This window comes from Burkholderia seminalis DSM 23518 (assembly GCF_902832885.1).
In the GTDB taxonomy this organism is placed as follows: Bacteria; Pseudomonadota; Gammaproteobacteria; order Burkholderiales; family Burkholderiaceae; genus Burkholderia; species Burkholderia seminalis.
Genome location: NZ_CADFDK010000009.1, coordinates 195938 through 210721, shown reverse-complemented (window position 1 = coordinate 210721; position 14784 = coordinate 195938). Strand labels below are relative to the sequence as shown.

13 protein-coding genes are annotated in these 14784 nt (G+C 69.7%); 10 read left to right on the top strand and 3 right to left on the bottom strand.

The window, feature by feature from the left end; genetic code table 11:
• Nucleotides 1–198: 198 nt before the first annotated feature.
• Nucleotides 199–1212: a substrate-binding domain-containing protein gene (locus tag HWX00_RS25485; protein WP_175027981.1), complete on the bottom strand. Its 1014-nt coding sequence runs from the start codon at nt 1210–1212 to the stop codon at nt 199–201.
• A gap of 187 nt (nt 1213–1399) precedes the next feature.
• Here HWX00_RS25485 and HWX00_RS25480 point away from each other — a divergent pair, with 187 nt between their 5' ends.
• Together HWX00_RS25480 and HWX00_RS25475 are read left to right on the top strand one after the other, a co-directional pair.
• Complete coding sequence (locus tag HWX00_RS25480; RefSeq protein WP_175027982.1) at nt 1400–2983, top strand: glycoside hydrolase family 68 protein; 1584 nt, start codon at nt 1400–1402, stop codon at nt 2981–2983.
• A gap of 165 nt (nt 2984–3148) precedes the next feature.
• Nucleotides 3149–4771: a glycoside hydrolase family 32 protein gene (locus HWX00_RS25475; RefSeq protein ID WP_034191501.1), complete on the top strand. Its 1623-nt coding sequence runs from the start codon at nt 3149–3151 to the stop codon at nt 4769–4771.
• 89 nt (nt 4772–4860) lie between these two features.
• Here HWX00_RS25475 and HWX00_RS25470 read toward each other — a convergent pair whose 3' ends face one another.
• Complete coding sequence (locus HWX00_RS25470; protein ID WP_059556704.1) at nt 4861–5610, bottom strand: SDR family oxidoreductase; 750 nt, start codon at nt 5608–5610, stop codon at nt 4861–4863.
• Between the two features lie 121 nt (nt 5611–5731).
• Complete coding sequence (locus HWX00_RS25465) at nt 5732–6649, bottom strand: LysR family transcriptional regulator (protein WP_034191502.1); 918 nt, start codon at nt 6647–6649, stop codon at nt 5732–5734.
• Between the two features lie 165 nt (nt 6650–6814).
• On the opposite strand from HWX00_RS25465, the gene pdxR reads away from it, so the two are divergent.
• The 8 genes from pdxR (at nt 6815) to HWX00_RS25425 (ending at nt 14730) form a co-directional block, all read left to right on the top strand.
• Nucleotides 6815–8299 (top strand): MocR-like pyridoxine biosynthesis transcription factor PdxR, encoded by a 1485-nt coding sequence (gene pdxR, locus HWX00_RS25460; RefSeq protein WP_175027983.1) that lies wholly within the window; start codon nt 6815–6817, stop codon nt 8297–8299.
• Nucleotides 8300–8394: 95 nt separating this feature from the next.
• The gene (locus HWX00_RS25455; protein ID WP_049032701.1) at nt 8395–8832 is read left to right on the top strand and encodes a carboxymuconolactone decarboxylase family protein; all 438 of its coding nucleotides are present in this window, start codon (nt 8395–8397) and stop codon (nt 8830–8832) included.
• Nucleotides 8833–8842: 10 nt separating this feature from the next.
• Nucleotides 8843–9262: a cupin domain-containing protein gene (locus tag HWX00_RS25450; RefSeq protein ID WP_049032703.1), complete on the top strand. Its 420-nt coding sequence runs from the start codon at nt 8843–8845 to the stop codon at nt 9260–9262.
• Between the two features lie 211 nt (nt 9263–9473).
• A complete protein-coding gene (locus HWX00_RS25445) occupies nt 9474–10172 on the top strand; it encodes a TetR/AcrR family transcriptional regulator (RefSeq protein WP_034191506.1) in 699 nt (232 codons plus the stop codon).
• Nucleotides 10169–11134 (top strand): HlyD family secretion protein, encoded by a 966-nt coding sequence (locus tag HWX00_RS25440; protein ID WP_124669367.1) that lies wholly within the window; start codon nt 10169–10171, stop codon nt 11132–11134. Before HWX00_RS25445 ends, HWX00_RS25440 begins: the two co-directional genes overlap by 4 nt.
• Nucleotides 11131–12078 carry an ABC transporter ATP-binding protein gene (locus HWX00_RS25435; RefSeq protein ID WP_175029360.1) on the top strand — a complete coding sequence of 316 codons (948 nt, stop codon included), beginning with the start codon at nt 11131–11133 and terminating at the stop codon, nt 12076–12078. Before HWX00_RS25440 ends, HWX00_RS25435 begins: the two co-directional genes overlap by 4 nt.
• A complete protein-coding gene (locus HWX00_RS25430; RefSeq protein ID WP_049034161.1) occupies nt 12075–13229 on the top strand; it encodes an ABC transporter permease in 1155 nt (384 codons plus the stop codon). Before HWX00_RS25435 ends, HWX00_RS25430 begins: the two co-directional genes overlap by 4 nt.
• 10 nt (nt 13230–13239) lie before the next feature.
• Entirely contained in the window at nt 13240–14730 is a 1491-nt protein-coding gene (locus HWX00_RS25425; RefSeq protein ID WP_175029361.1) for an efflux transporter outer membrane subunit, read from the top strand.
• Nucleotides 14731–14784: the final 54 nt, after the last annotated feature.

Genomic DNA, 14784 nt, shown 5'->3' with positions numbered 1-14784 from the left:
ATTTTCGCGTCCGTGTCGTCCACGCCCGAATACGCCGTCGCATTCATGAGGACGGATGATAGGACGGATTAGACCGGTCGTCTAGAAAAACGGGCATTCGCCCCTGCCGCCGTCATGGCCTTTCCATCACGCCCGATGCTGGACCCGGCCCGGCAACGCGCGCGGGGCCGATCACGCCCCGCACCGTTCCCGCGCCGGCTAGCCGCGCAGCGGGCCGTCGGTGTCGCCGGTCTCGATGACCGGCGCCTCGAGCCGATGCTCGTGCACGCCGTCGCCCAGCAGCCGCAGCATGAGTTCCGCCAGCGCGCGCCCCGACGCATGCCCGGTCGGCTGCACGACGGCCGTCACGCGATACGGATGCGTGACGTCCGGCGGCACGCCGTCATAGACGATCAGCGACATGTCCGCGCCCAGGCGCAACCCGCTGTCCGCGAGCACACGGAACGCGCCGCCGCCCGCGATGTTGTTGTCGACGAGCAGCGCCGTCGGCCGCTCGTCTCGCGCGAGCAATGCCCGCATGGCCTGCCACCCGCCATCGTGCGTGAACGGGCACTCGACGAGCAGCGCCGGATCGGGTTCGATGCCCGCTTCGCGCAACGCCGACAGAAAACCGGCGCGCCGCTGTGCGGCGAAATTCAGCACCAGCGGCGCGCTGATCATCGCGATGCGCCGATGCCCGAAGGCGATCAGCCTGCGCACCGCATCGCGCGCGCCGGCCTCGTTGTCGAAATCGAACCACGCGTACGGTTCGGCCGCCTGCGTGCGGCCGTACGCGACGTACGGAAACGCGCTCGATTGCAGGTACGCGATGCGCGGATCGTCGACGAGCGTGCGCGCGACGATCAGCCCGTCGACCAGTTTGCCGTCGACGATCCGCCGATAGGTCTCCAGCTCCGCGTTCGGTCGCGCGGACGCGATGATGAAATCGAGATTGCGCTCGGCGAGCCGCTCGGTCATGCCCGCGACAACCTCGCCGAAACGCGGATCGCCAAGATCGCCCGCACCGAACGGATAAACGATTCCGATCATGTCCGCTCGACCGGTCGCCAGCCGGCGCGCGGTCGGATCGGCCACGTAGCCCATTTCCCGCGCCGCCCGCGCGACGCGTTCGCGGGTTGCCTCGCTGACGTCGTCGTAACCGTTCAACGCGCGGCTGACCGTCGTGCGCGACAGCCCGAGCGCATCCGATAGCGCCTTCAGATTCACCTTCACCGTCGTTCCTCGCCCTTCATGCGCCGCACGGCATGCCGATTGGCGGCAATTGTTTCCTGTCGGTAGTGATTACCGTCAAATAATTATCTTTTGACGTCCAAACCGGTTTGAAATAGCATCCAAACCGGTTTGGACATCGATGCCCACTCAGCCGTTCACTTTCACCTTCCCAGGAAACGACGACGAGATGACATACTTTCCCTTTTTCCGCCCGGCGACGACCCGGCGTTTGCTGCTCGCTGGCGGCGCACTCGCCGCCTTCGCGTCCGTCGCGCACGCGCAGTCCGGCGGCACGGGCGCGCCCATGCCCACGCCTCACTCCCAGCAAGCCTACGATCCCGAAGGCAACTTCACGATGCGCTGGACGCGCGCGGACATCCGCCAGATCGTCGCGCAATCGCACACCGCCGGCGCCGACCGGAACTCGCTGCCGCAAGCGCTGACGATGCCGGACATCCCGCAGGATTTCCCGCTGATCAACTCGAACGTGTGGGTGTGGGACACCTGGCCGCTGGCCGACCTGCGCGCCAACCAGCTCAGCTACAAGGGCTGGGAGGTGATCTTTTCGCTCACCGCCGATCCGCACGCGGGCTACACGTTCGACGACCGTCACGTCCATGCGCGCATCGGCTTCTTCTACCGCCGCGCGGGCATCCCCGCGTCGCAGCGCCCCGCGAACGGCGGCTGGACCTGGGGCGGCCACCTGTTCCCGGACGGCGCGAGCGCCAGGGTGTTCGGCACCGCGCCGATGACCAACAACGCCGAATGGTCGGGCTCGGCTCGCCTCACGCACGGTGACAACGTCAGCCTCTACTACACCGCGACGTCGTTCAACCGCTCGGCACCCGGCGGCGCCGACATCACGCCGCCGCAGGCGATCATCACGCGCACCGACGGCCACATCCATGCCGACGACAAGCACGTGTGGTTCAGCGGCTTCGACGATCACAAGGCGCTGCTGGAGCCCGACGGCAAGTACTACCAGACCGGCCAGCAGAACACCTACTTCTCGTTCCGCGATCCGTTCGTGTTCACCGACCCCGCGCATCCGGGCAAGACCTACATGGTCTTCGAAGGCAACACGGGCGGCCCGCGCGGCGCGCGCACCTGTACCGACGCCGACCTGGGCTACGCGGCGAACGATCCGTACAAGGAGGATCTCAACGCGGTGATGAATTCGGGCGCAGTGTATCAAAAGGCCAATGTCGGCCTCGCGATCGCCACGAACCCGCAACTGACCGAGTGGAAGTTCCTGCCGCCGATCCTGTCGGCGAACTGCGTCGACGACCAGACCGAGCGGCCGCAGATCTACCTGAAGGACGGCAAGTACTACCTGTTCACGATCAGCCACCGCACGACGATGGCGGCCGGCGTCGACGGCCCGGACGGCGTGTACGGCTTCGTCGGCAACGGGATCCGCAGCGACTTCCTGCCGCTGAACGGCGGCAGCGGGCTCGTGCTCGGCAACCCGACCGACTTCTCCGCGCCGGCCGGTGCGCCGTATTCGCAGGATCCGAACCAGAACCCGCGCGAATTCCAGTCGTATTCGCACTACGTGATGCCGGGCGGGCTCGTCGAGTCGTTCATCGATGCGATCGGCCCGCGCCGCGGCGGCACGCTCGCGCCGACGGTGAAAGTGCGCATCAACGGCACGTCGACGGCGGTCGACCGCGCCTACGGAAGCGGCGGGCTCGGCGGCTACGGCGACATCCCCGCGAACCTGCCTGCAACCGGGGCCGGCCACAACGACGGCAGCAGCCATGTCAATTAGGATAACCAACTATAAAGAAAGCTGGTAAAGGCCCGGGGTCGAGGAGGCGCATATCGCGCGTGTCGCGTGTGCGCCTCCCTTTTTTCTTCGAACACACGCGCGTGCCGCCGTTGAACGCGGCATGCGCCCCTTGCCCGCTTCGCCCGACGAAGCACGGTACCGCGCATGAATTCGACGTCTTTCCGCCTTACCTTCCGGATCGCCCGGTTGCTGCTCGCCTGCCTGGCGTGCTCGCAGGTCGCCGCCGCCCCGTGCGACGCACCGGCCGGCCAGGGCACGCCGCAATGGCGGCCCGCGCTTCACTACACGCCGCAGCGCAACTGGATGAACGATCCGAACGGGCTCGTCTACGACAACGGTCGTTATCACCTGTTCTATCAATACAATCCGCTCGGCAACGACTGGGGCAACATGTCGTGGGGCCATGCGACGAGCACCGATCTCGTCCACTGGCGCGAAGAGCCGGTCGCGATGCGCGCGAACGCATCGGAGGAAATCTTCTCCGGCTCGATCGTCGCCGACACGCTGAACACGTCCGGTCTCGGCCAACCGGGCCGCACGCCGCTCGTCGCGCTGTATACGAGCGTCTACAAGCCCGGCTCGGGTCACGCACCGGGCGTCCAGGCCCAGTCGCTCGCGTACAGCCTCGACCAGGGCACGACCTGGCAGCCGTATGCGCACAACCCGGTGCTCACGCTCGATCCGGAATCGAAGGAATTTCGCGACCCGAAAGTGTCGTGGTATGCGCCGGGCGGCTACTGGCTGATGACGACGGTCGTCGCCGACGCGCACGTCGTGAAGCTCTATCGCTCCGACGACCTGATCCACTGGAATTTCCTGAGCGACTTCACGCGGCCGGGCGTGCCGCACGACGGCGCGCTGTGGGAAATGCCGGACCTCGTGCCGCTGCCGCTCGACGACGATCCGCAACGCATCAGGTGGGTCATGATCGTCAACGTCAACCCGTGGTCGATCGCGGGCGGTTCCGGGGCGATGTATTTCGTCGGCGATTTCGACGGCCGCACGTTCGTGCCCGACCACATTGCGCCCGCCGGCTCCGATCCCGCGCAATTCCGCTGGGTCGATCACGGCGCGGACTTCTACGCGGCCGGCACGTTCTCGGGCGCGCCCGGCGCGCGGCCCGTCGCGATCGCGTGGATGAGCAACTGGGATTACGCGGCGAAAGCGCCGACTGCGCCGTGGCGCGGCGCGACCACCCTGCCGCGCGAACTGTCGCTGAAGACGATCGACGGCGAGCCGACGCTCTTCGTCACGCCGGCGGCCGCATTCGATGCGTGGGCGGACAGCCGGCCCGTCGTGCACGAAGGCGACCTCACGGTCGACTCCGCGACGCGCGTGCTGCCGGCCGCGACACGCGGCGTGGTCCAGCGCATCACGGTGACGATGGCGCCGCGGCAAGCGGCGCGCGCCGGCCTGATCGTCCGGGGTTCCGCCGACGGGTCGACCGGCACCCGGATCGTCTACGACACGGCGAAACGCACGCTGACGCTCGACCGTTCCCGCTCGGGCGAAACGCATTTCGCCGACAAGTTCAGCCGCGAGCACATCGTGGACCTGCCGCTCGAGCGCGGCCAAGTGCGGCTCGAGATCGTCGTCGATCGCGGCTCGGTCGAAGTGTTCGCGAACGGCGGCCGCGTGGCGCTGACCGACCTGGTCTTTCCGCCGCTCGATGCGGACCGCGTCGCCGTGTTCGCCGAGCACGGCCGCGCGACATTCTCCGGGCTCACGGTAACGCAGCTCGAGGCCGGCGCCTGCGCCGCCCGCTAGGCGCGATTCGCCTGCTCCGTCCCGCGCGTGGCGGGGCCGTCCGCCGGGCGCCGCGGCGCCCGGCGAACGGCCTTCGTCGGTGTCGCGGATCAGAGCAGGCCCATCCCGCCCGACGCGATGATTTCCGCGCCGACGATGAACGCCGATTCCGCCGCGCTCAGGTGCAGCACCGTCGACGCGATTTCTTCCGGCGTACCGAAACGACCGACCGGGACGAGGCCCTTGATCTTGTCGGCCGTCTCGTCGAGCGTCGCCGCATCGAGCCCGAGCTTGCCGTACAGCGGCGTCTGCACCGGTCCCGGGCTGACGACGTTCACGCGCACGCCGTGCGGCAACAGTTCCGTCGACAGCGTCTTCGCGAACGAATTGACGGCCGCCTTGCTCGCCGCGTACACCGACGAGCCGGGCATCCCGATGTGCGCGTTGATCGAACCGTTGATCACGATCGACGCGCCGCGGTTCAGCAGCGGCACCAGCGACTGGATCTGGAAATACGCGCCCTTCACGTTGGTGTTGAACACGAGGTCCCACATGGCCTCGTCGCTGTCGGCGAACGGCGCGAGCTTCGCGACGCCCGCGTTGATGAACACGGCGTCGAGCCGGGCGCCCGCCGTCGCGATCGCGTCGGCCAGCGCGCGCGCCGACGCGACGCTGCCGGCCTCGTTGCGGATCGCCAGCGCGCCTTCGCCGAGCGATTGCCGGGCGGCTTCCAGCGTCTGGGCGTCGCGCCCGGTGATGATGACCCGCGCGCCTTCGGCCGCGAATGCCTTGGCGGCCGCCAGGCCGATGCCGCTGTTGCCGCCCGTGACGAGGACCGTTTTTCCTTCGAAGCGTTGCATGATGTTCTCCTGTGAACCGGTGAGTTGACCGTGAACACAGGATGCGCCCGGCGTGCGGCCTTGCCGTACGACGGGCGCGACGAACATGTTCGAAAACATCGAACATGTTTGGGCGGCCGCTTCAGCCGACGACGTCGATCCCGTCGAGCAGCCGCTGCGCAAGGCGCGGCTCGCGCAGTTGCTCGAGCCACCATTGCAGCGCGCGGCCGTCGCGTTCGCCATGCCACGCCACGTACAGCAGATTCGGCTCGCGCGGATCGGCCGTCTGTTTCTCGACCAGTTCGCCGCGCGCAAGCAGCGACGTGACACGCCGGCGCGGCACCCAGCCGACCCCGAGCGCGTCGCGCTGCGCGAGGATCTTCGCGCGCATCGACGGCACCGCGAGCACGGGCTGGCCGCCGAGCAGCCCGTACGCACGGCCGGCCGCGCGCCGCGACGAATCGGCGACGACGACCGCGCGATGCGCGCCGATCGCGTCGCGCGTCAGCACGCCGCCCGCGGCGGCCAGCGGATGGCGCGGCGACACCGCGAATACCCATTCCATCGCGCCGAGCTCGAACCATTTGAAGCCGGGAATCGCCGGCGGCTCGTTGGTCGCGCCGACCACCAGGTCCGCGCGGCCGTCGCGCAGCGCTTCCCAGGTGCCGCCGAGCACTTCGTGCGTGAAGCGCAGCGACACGCCGGAATCGAGCGCGTCGAACGCGCGGACGACCGGCAGCAGCGTGTCGAACTCCAGCACCTCGTCGCTGACGATCCACAGCCGGTCCTCCCAGCCGCTCGCGATCTGCCGGACGCGCTGCGTGAGCCGCGCGACGTCCAGCGCCAGCCGTGCCGCCTCGTCGGCCAGCACCTGTCCGGCCGGCGTGAGCTGCAGTCGGTAGCCGCGCCGGTCGAACAGCAGCGCGTCGAACCGCGTTTCGAGCTGGCGCGCCGCGTGCGACACCGTCGACGGCGCCTTGCCGAGCCGCGCGGCCGCACGCGACAGGCTGCCGGTGGCACGGATCGCGTCGAGCAGCGCCAGTTCGTCTTCGGACAGCATGAGGTCGCTCCAGGGGTAAGGGTGTCGTGGATCGTAAGGCAGCAGCGGCCTGCGGTCCAATCGCGCGATGCGGGGGGGCGCTCGCACCGGCACGCTGCCGATCCGTCCGCCGACTTCCGGTATCCTGATTGGCATTGAATCGTCACGATCGAGGTTACCACTGCGATGGACATCGCGATCCGCATCGAAGGCCGTCACGACCTGACGGGGCAGATCTTCCGGCAGCTGCGCACGGCGATCGTCGACGGGCGCCTCGAAGGCGGCGCGCGGCTGCCGTCGACGCGCGATCTCGCGAAACAGCTCGGCGTGTCGCGCAAGACGACGCTCGACGCGTTCGAGCGCCTCGTCGCCGAGGGCTACCTGACTACGCGCGCGGGCGACGGCACGTTCATCGCGGACGGCCTCGCGCGCGTGCCGCACGCGGCGGCGATGCCGGCGCCGTCGATCGTCGACGCCACGCCGCGTGTCGATGCGGTCGACGCCCGCGCGCTGTGGAACGACCTGCCCGACGCGCTCGCGATGCCCGCGCCGCAGGATGCGCCGGGCTTCGACTTCCGCGGCGGCGTGACCGACAAGACGCTGTTCCCGTTCGACGCGTGGCGGCGCTGCCTGCATCACGCGCTGCGCCAGCAGGCGCGCGGCCGCGGCCAGTATCACGACCCGGCCGGCGACCCGCAGCTGCGCGGCGCGATCGCGCGCTACGTCGCGTTCAGCCGCGCGGTCGCGTGCGGCTGGGACGACGTGCTCGTCACGCACGGCGCGCAACAGGCGCTCGACCTGCTCGCGCGTGTCGTCGTGCGGCCTGGCGACGTGGTCGCGGTCGAGGATCCCGGTTATCCGCCCGCGCGCGCCGCGTTCGCATCGCTCGGCGCGACCGTGATCGGCGTACCTGTCGACGCGCACGGCCTCGTCACCGGCCGCCTGCCCGACGAAGCCCGGCTCGTCTACGTGACGCCGTCGCACCAGTTCCCGCTCGGGATGCCGATGACGCTGGAACGGCGCATCGCGCTGCTCGAATGGGCGCAGCGCCGCCGCGCGGTGATCATCGAGGACGACTACGACGGCGAATTCCGCTTCGAGGGCCGGCCGGTCGAATCGCTGAAGAGCCTCGACCGCACGGGCCTCGTCGCGTACGTCGGCACGTTCTCGAAGACGATCTTTCCCGAACTGCGGATCGGCTACGCGATTCCGCCGCGCGCGCTGCGCGGCGCGCTGGCCAAGGCGAAGCAAATCGTCGACTGGCACACCTGCACGCTGACGCAGGCGGCGCTCGCGCGCTTCATGCTCGAAGGCGATTTCGCCCGGCACCTGAAGCGCGTGCAGAAGCACTACGACGCGCGACGCAAGATGCTGATCGCGCATCTGCGCGGCGAACTCGCGCCGTGGTTCGACGCGATCGTGCCGACCGCCGGCATCCACCTCGCCGCGCACCTGAAGCCGGGCCTCGACGAAGCGGCGCTCGTCCTCGCGGCGCGTGCGCAGGACATCGGCCTGTACGGAATCTCGGCGTTTCACGTCGGCGTGCCGGTGCGCGCGGGGCTGCTGTTCGGCTATGGCGGGATCGACGCGCTGCGCATCGACACGGCGCTCGCGAAACTGGCCGGGCTGCTCGGTGCGGGCGCGGCCGGCGGACCATCACTGGTTACCTGAATTTCCACAGAATTGGCTATTCAAGCAGGCCAGTCGGTTTCGTAAAGTGGGTCCTGTCGCGCCGCCACGGCGCCACCCACCGAAAAGGACCTGCCATGCAACCGCGCCTGAACTTCTATACCGCCAGCCCGAACGCCATCAAGGTGATGCGCAACGCCGAGGACTTCATCGCGAAGAGCTCGATCGAGAAGCCGCTCGCCGAACTCGTCCGCCTGCGCGCGTCGCAGATCAACGGCTGTGCATTCTGTGTCGACATGCACACGACCGACGCGCGCAAGGGCGGCGAAACCGACCGCCGTCTCGCGACCGTCGTCGTGTGGCGCGAAACGCCGTTCTTCACCGAGCGCGAACGCGCGGCGCTGGAATGGACCGAGGCGCTGACGCTGGTGGCCGACAACCACGTGCCGGACGCCGTCTGGGAAGCCGTCAAGCCGCACTTCACCGACGAGGAACTGTTCGACCTGTCGATGCTGATCGCGACGATCAACACGTGGAACCGCTTCGCGATCGCGTTCCGCAAGATGCCCGAGTAAGGAACCGGCAATGACCCGCTCCCCGCTCCATCGCACCGTTCTGGGCGCCGCGCTCGTGCTCGGCGCCGCGCTGCCGGCCGCCGCCTTCGCGCACGATGCCGGCGACAGCGTTCACGCGATCATGCAGCAGGCCGTGCCCGAAGCGCCCGGCAAGCGCGTCGTCGTCGCGACCGTCGACTATGCGCCCGGCCAGGCGTCCGCCCCACACCGGCACCTCGGCTCGGTGTTTGCCGTCGTGTCGAAAGGCGAAGTGCTGTCGCAGGTGAACGACGGCCCGCTGCGCCGCTACCGCGCCGGCGAGGGCTGGTACGAGGCACCCGGCTCGCGCCACCCGGTGTCGCGCAACGCAAGCGCGACCGAGCCCGCGCAGCTCGTCGTGTTCGGCCTGACCGGCGAGCACGAACCGCTGAAGTCGCCGATCGATCGGTAACCCCTTGGCGGGGCGCGTGCGCTACCGCTGGCGCGCGCCCGCTCGCCCTTTTCCCCGTTAACTGCTCCCTACATGCCACCGGCGGCGCACTGCGTGCCGCGACGTGGCGCCCCGCGCGTCCGTGGCCGGATTCGACGCGCGCCTGATCGAGATCAAGGGCGGCGAAAACCCTTCCTTGAAATTAACTAACTCATCAATTAGCGTCGATTTCATGAACGCGAAAGCCACCGTCGCCAGGCCGCGCGGGCGCCGCCCGTCGGTGGACGATTTCGACCTGCGCGGCCATATGCTCGACGTCGCGATCGCGTTGTTCGCCGAGCGCGGCATCGCCGCGACGACGGTCGCGCAGATCGCGGCGGCCGCCGGCGTCACGTCGGCGATGGTCCACTACTACTTCACGAACCGCGAGCAGTTGCTCGACGCGATCGTCGAGGAGCGGCTCGCGCAGGTCATCGCGTTCGTGTGGCGGCCGACCGAACCGCGGATCGAGAACGATCCGTTCGCGCTCGTCGCCGAACTCGTCGACCGCTTCTTCGACGTCACGCACCGCATGCCGTGGCTGCCGTCGATCTGGCTGCGCGAGATCGTCCACGAAGGCGGGTTGCTGCGCGAGCGGATGGTCCGGCGCATCCCGCTCGACCATATCGGCGGCTTCGCCGAACGCATCCGCGCCGCGCAGCAGGCCGGCACGCTGAATCCCGCGCTCGAACCGGCGTTCCTGTTCCACTCGATCATCGCGCTCGTGATGCTGCCGCTCGCCACCGCGAAGCTGTGGCACAGCGCGCGCGGCCTGCCGCCGATCGACCGCGACACGTTGCACCGGCACGTGCGCGCGCTGCTCGGCTCGGGCATGCAGCCGCCCGCGGCCGCGCCGCGCGCACGCGGCCCGTCGCCGCGGAGGCCGTCGTGAACGCGACCCGCTCGCGCCTGCCGGCGCTGGCCGCCGCGATCGCGCTGCTCGCCGGCTGCGAACGCTCGACGGGTAGCGGCACGACCTACCAGGGTTATGTCGAAGGCGAATTCGTGTACCTGTCGTCGTCGCAGTCGGGCACGCTCACGCAACTGGCGGTCGAGCGGGGTCAGGCCGTCGCCGCCGGCACGCCGGCGTTCTCGCTCGAAGCCGTCAGCGAAACGGCCGCGCTGCGCCAGGCGCAGCATCAGCTCGAGGCCGCACGCGCGCAGCTGGCCGACCTGCAGACCGGCAAGCGTCCGCCGGAAATCGCCGTCACGCAGGCGCAGCTCGCGCAGGCCAGCGCACAAGCTGCGCGGGCCGCCGCGCAACTCGCGCGCGACGAACGCCAGTACGCGGCCGGCGGCCTGTCGAAGCAGCAACTCGACGATTCGCGCACGGCCGCGCAGACGACGGCCGCGCAGATGCGCGAGCTGCAAAAGCAGGTCGACGTCGCGCGCCTGCCGGGCCGCGCGCAACAGGTCGCCGCGCAAGCCGCACAGGTCGACGCCGCGCAGGCGGCCGTGGCCGAAGCGCAATGGAAGCTCGACCAGAAGCGCGTTGCCGCGCCGGGCGCCGGACGCGTGTACGACACGCTGTACCGCGTCGGCGAATGGGTGCAGGCCGGCAACCCGGTCGTGCAGATGTTGCCGCCGCAGAACCTGAAGGTGCGCTTCTTCGTGCCGGAAGCGGCCATCGCCTCGCTCGCGCCGGGGCACACGGTCGCGATCCATTGCGACGGCTGCGCGGCCGACGTGCCCGCGCGCATCACCTATGTGTCGAGCGAGGCCGAATACACGCCGCCCGTCATCTACAGCAACGAGAGCCGCACCAAGCTCGTGTTCATGATCGAGGCGCGCCCCGCCGCCGCCGATGCGCCGAAGCTGCATCCGGGCCAGCCCGTCGCCGTGAGCGTGCGATGAACGCGCCGCCCGCCCCGTACGCGATCGACGTCGACCGGTTGAACAAGCGGTTCGGCGACAAGCACGTCGTGAAGGACGTGTCGCTGCGCGTCGCGCGCGGCGAGATCTTCGGTTTTCTCGGACCGAACGGCAGCGGCAAGACGACGTCGATCCGGATGATGTGCGGATTGCTCACGCCGGATGCGGGCAGCGGAACCTGCCTCGGCTACGACATCGTGCGCGACAGCGCGCAGATCAAGCGGCGCGTCGGCTACATGACGCAGCGCTTCTCGTACTGGGAAGACCTGTCGATCCGCGAGAACCTCGACTTCGTCGCCCGCGTGTACGGGATGCGCGACCGCAAGGCGGCCGTCGCGCGCGCGCTCGACGGGCTCGGCCTCGCGAGCCGCGCCGACCAGCTCACGGGCGCGCTGTCGGGCGGCTGGAAGCAGCGCCTCGCGCTGGCCGCATGCATGCTGCACGAGCCCGAGCTGCTGCTGCTCGACGAGCCGACCGCCGGCGTCGACCCGGCCGCGCGCCGCGATTTCTGGGAGGAGCTGCACCGGCTCGCCGCGCGCGGGATCTCGGTGCTCGTCAGCACGCACTACATGGACGAGGCCGAGCGCTGCCACAAGCTCGCGTACATCGCGTACGGCGAACTGCTCGCGCAAGGCACGTCGGCCGAGATCCTCGCATCGCAAGGGCTTGCGACCCGCGCGATCGCCGGCGAGCACCTGACCGAATTGTCCGCGCGGCTGCGCACGATGCCGGGCGTCGACCAGACGGTCGTGTTCGGCTCGGCGCTGCACGTGAGCGGCCGCGACCACGCGCGGCTCGACGCGACGCTCGAACAGGTCGCCCGCGATACGCCGCTGCAGGTCGTGCCGATCGACACCGGGCTCAAGGACGTGTTCATCTACATGATGGGCCGCGCGTCCGCGCCGCCCGGCCGGGTGTCGCCATGAATGCGTGGGCGGGCCTGCGCGGATCGTTCTCGGTCGCGCGCTGGTGGAGCATCGTGCTGAAGGAGTTCCTGCAGCTGCGCCGCGATCGCGTGACCTTCGCGATGATCGTCGGCGTGCCGATCATCCAGCTCGCGCTGTTCGGCTTCGCGATCAACACCGATCCGAAGCACCTGCCGACCGCCGTGATCGTCGCCGACGGCAGCCCGTTCGCGCGCAGCTTCATCGCCGCGATGCGCAATTCCGCGTACTTCGACATCGTCGACACCTTGCCCGACGAGGCGGCCGGCCGCCGTGCGCTCGCACGCGGCGACGTGCAGTTCGTGCTGAGCGTGCCGGCCGATTTCTCGCGGCGGCTGCTGCGCGGCGAGCGCCCGGCGCTGCTGGTCGAGGCGGACGCGACCGACCCCGTCGCCACGGCGTCGGCGATCGGCGCGCTGCCGGGCCTCGTGCAACCGGTCGCCAACAAGGACCTGACGGGGCCGCTCGCGCACCTGAACGGTCGCCCGGCCGCGTTCGACGTCGTGCTGCACCGGCTGTACAACCCGGAAGGCATCACGCAGTACAACGTCGTGCCGGGCCTGATGGGCGTGATCCTGACGATGACGATGGTGATGATGACGGGTCTCGCGATCACGCGCGAACGCGAGCGCGGCACGATGGAGAACCTGCTCGCGACGCCCGTGCGGCCGCTCGAGGTGATGACGGGCAAGATCGTCCCGTACGTGCTGATCGGGCTGATCCAGGTGTCGATCATCGTCGCCGCGTCGCGCTTCGTGTTCGACGTGCCGTTCGTCGGCGGCGTGTTCGCGCTGTACCTGTCGGCACTGCTGTTCATCGCCGCGAACCTGACGGTCGGCATCACGCTGTCGTCGCTCGCGCAGAACCAGTTGCAGGCGATGCAGCTCGCGGTGTTCTACTTCCTGCCGAACATCCTGCTGTCGGGTTTCATGTTCCCGTTCGCCGGCATGCCGAAGTGGGCGCAGGTCATCGGCAACCTGCTGCCGCTCACCTACTTCAACCGCCTCGTGCGCGGCATCCTGCTGAAAGGCAACGGCTGGGCCGACCTGTGGCCGTCCGTGTGGCCGGTCGCGCTGTTCACCGTCGTCGTGATGGGCGTCGCGCTGCGCTTCTACCGGCGCACGCTCGATTAGGCGGCATGCGATGACACCGGCCCCGCATCGCCCCTTCCGCACTGCCGCCGGCTGCGCATTGGCCGCCGCGGCGCTGCTCGTCGCCGGATGCGCGGTCGGGCCGGACTTCCGCCCGCCCGCCGCACCGGCCGCGCGGCAGTACACGCGCGGCGAGCTGCCCGCGACGACGGCCGCCGCCAGCGGCCCGGCCGGCGACGCGCAGATTTTCTCGTCGGCCGACCACACGCCGCGGCGCTGGTGGACACGGTTCGGCTCCGAACCGTTGAACCGGCTCGTCGACACCGCGTGGCAAAACAGCCCGACGCTCGCCGAAGCCCGCGCGCGGCTCGACGAAGCGCGGCAGAACCATGCGGCCGAAGCCGGCGCGACGATGCTGCCGCGTGTCGACGCGAACCTGTCCGCCACGCGCGAGCAAGTCGATACCACCGCGTTCGGGCTGCCGGCCAACGTGCCGAACCCCGGGCCGTTTACGCTGTACGACGCGTCGGTCAGCGTGTCGTACGTGCTCGATGTGTTCGGCGGCAACCGGCGCGCGCTCGAAGCACTGCGTGCGCAGGTCGACTATCAGGCCTACACGCTCGACGCCGCACGGCTGACGCTTGCGGGCAACGTCGTCGCCACCGCGATCCTGCGCGCCTCGCTCGCGCAACAGGTCGCGCTCACGCGGCAGCTCGTCGACGCGCAGGCGCGGCAGTTGCGCATCGTCGAAGCGCGTTATGCGGCAGGCGGCGTGTCGCAAGCCGATGTGCACGCGCAACGCGCGCTGCTCGCGCAGACGCAGGCGTCGCTGCCGCCGCTCGCGACCCGCCTCGGGCAGGCCGGCCACCGGCTCGCGATCCTGCTCGGCGCGGCGCCATCGGATGCCGTGCTGCCCGAACTCGCGCTCGATGCGCTGGCGCTGCCGCGCGCGCTGCCCGTCGCGCTGCCGTCGACGCTCGCCCGCGAACGGCCCGACATCCGCGCGGCGGAAGCCGTGCTGCATCAGGCGAGCGCGAACGTCGGCGTGGCCACCGCGAACCTGTATCCGCGTTTCTCGATTTCGGCGGGAATCGGTTCGGAGCGCACGCGCATCGCGGATATCGTCGACGGGCTCAATGTATGGAATGTCGGCCTCGGTCTCACGCAGCCGCTTTTCCACGGCGGCGAACTGCGCGCGAGAAAGCGCGCGGCGGAGGCGGCCTACGACGCGGCATTCGCGAGTTATCGGGAAACCGTATTGCTGGCGCTTCAACAGGTGGCCGACGCGATGCGCGCGGTCGAACACGATGCGGCCGCCTTGCAGGCGCGGGACACGGCCGCACGGGAAGCGGCCGCCACCCATGCGATTGCCGGCGACCGCTACGCGGCGGGCGGGATCGGCACGTTCGAGCTGCTCGATGCACAGCGGCAGGCGCTGCAGACGGCGCTCGACCGCACGCGCGCGCAGGCCGACCGGCTGGCCGATACGGCGGCGTTGCTCCAGGCGCTGGCGGGGAACTGGACGGACGAGACGGTGAAATGAACGAGACGGCAGCACCCATGAAAAAACCGGCCCGAAGGCCGGTTTTTTCGTACC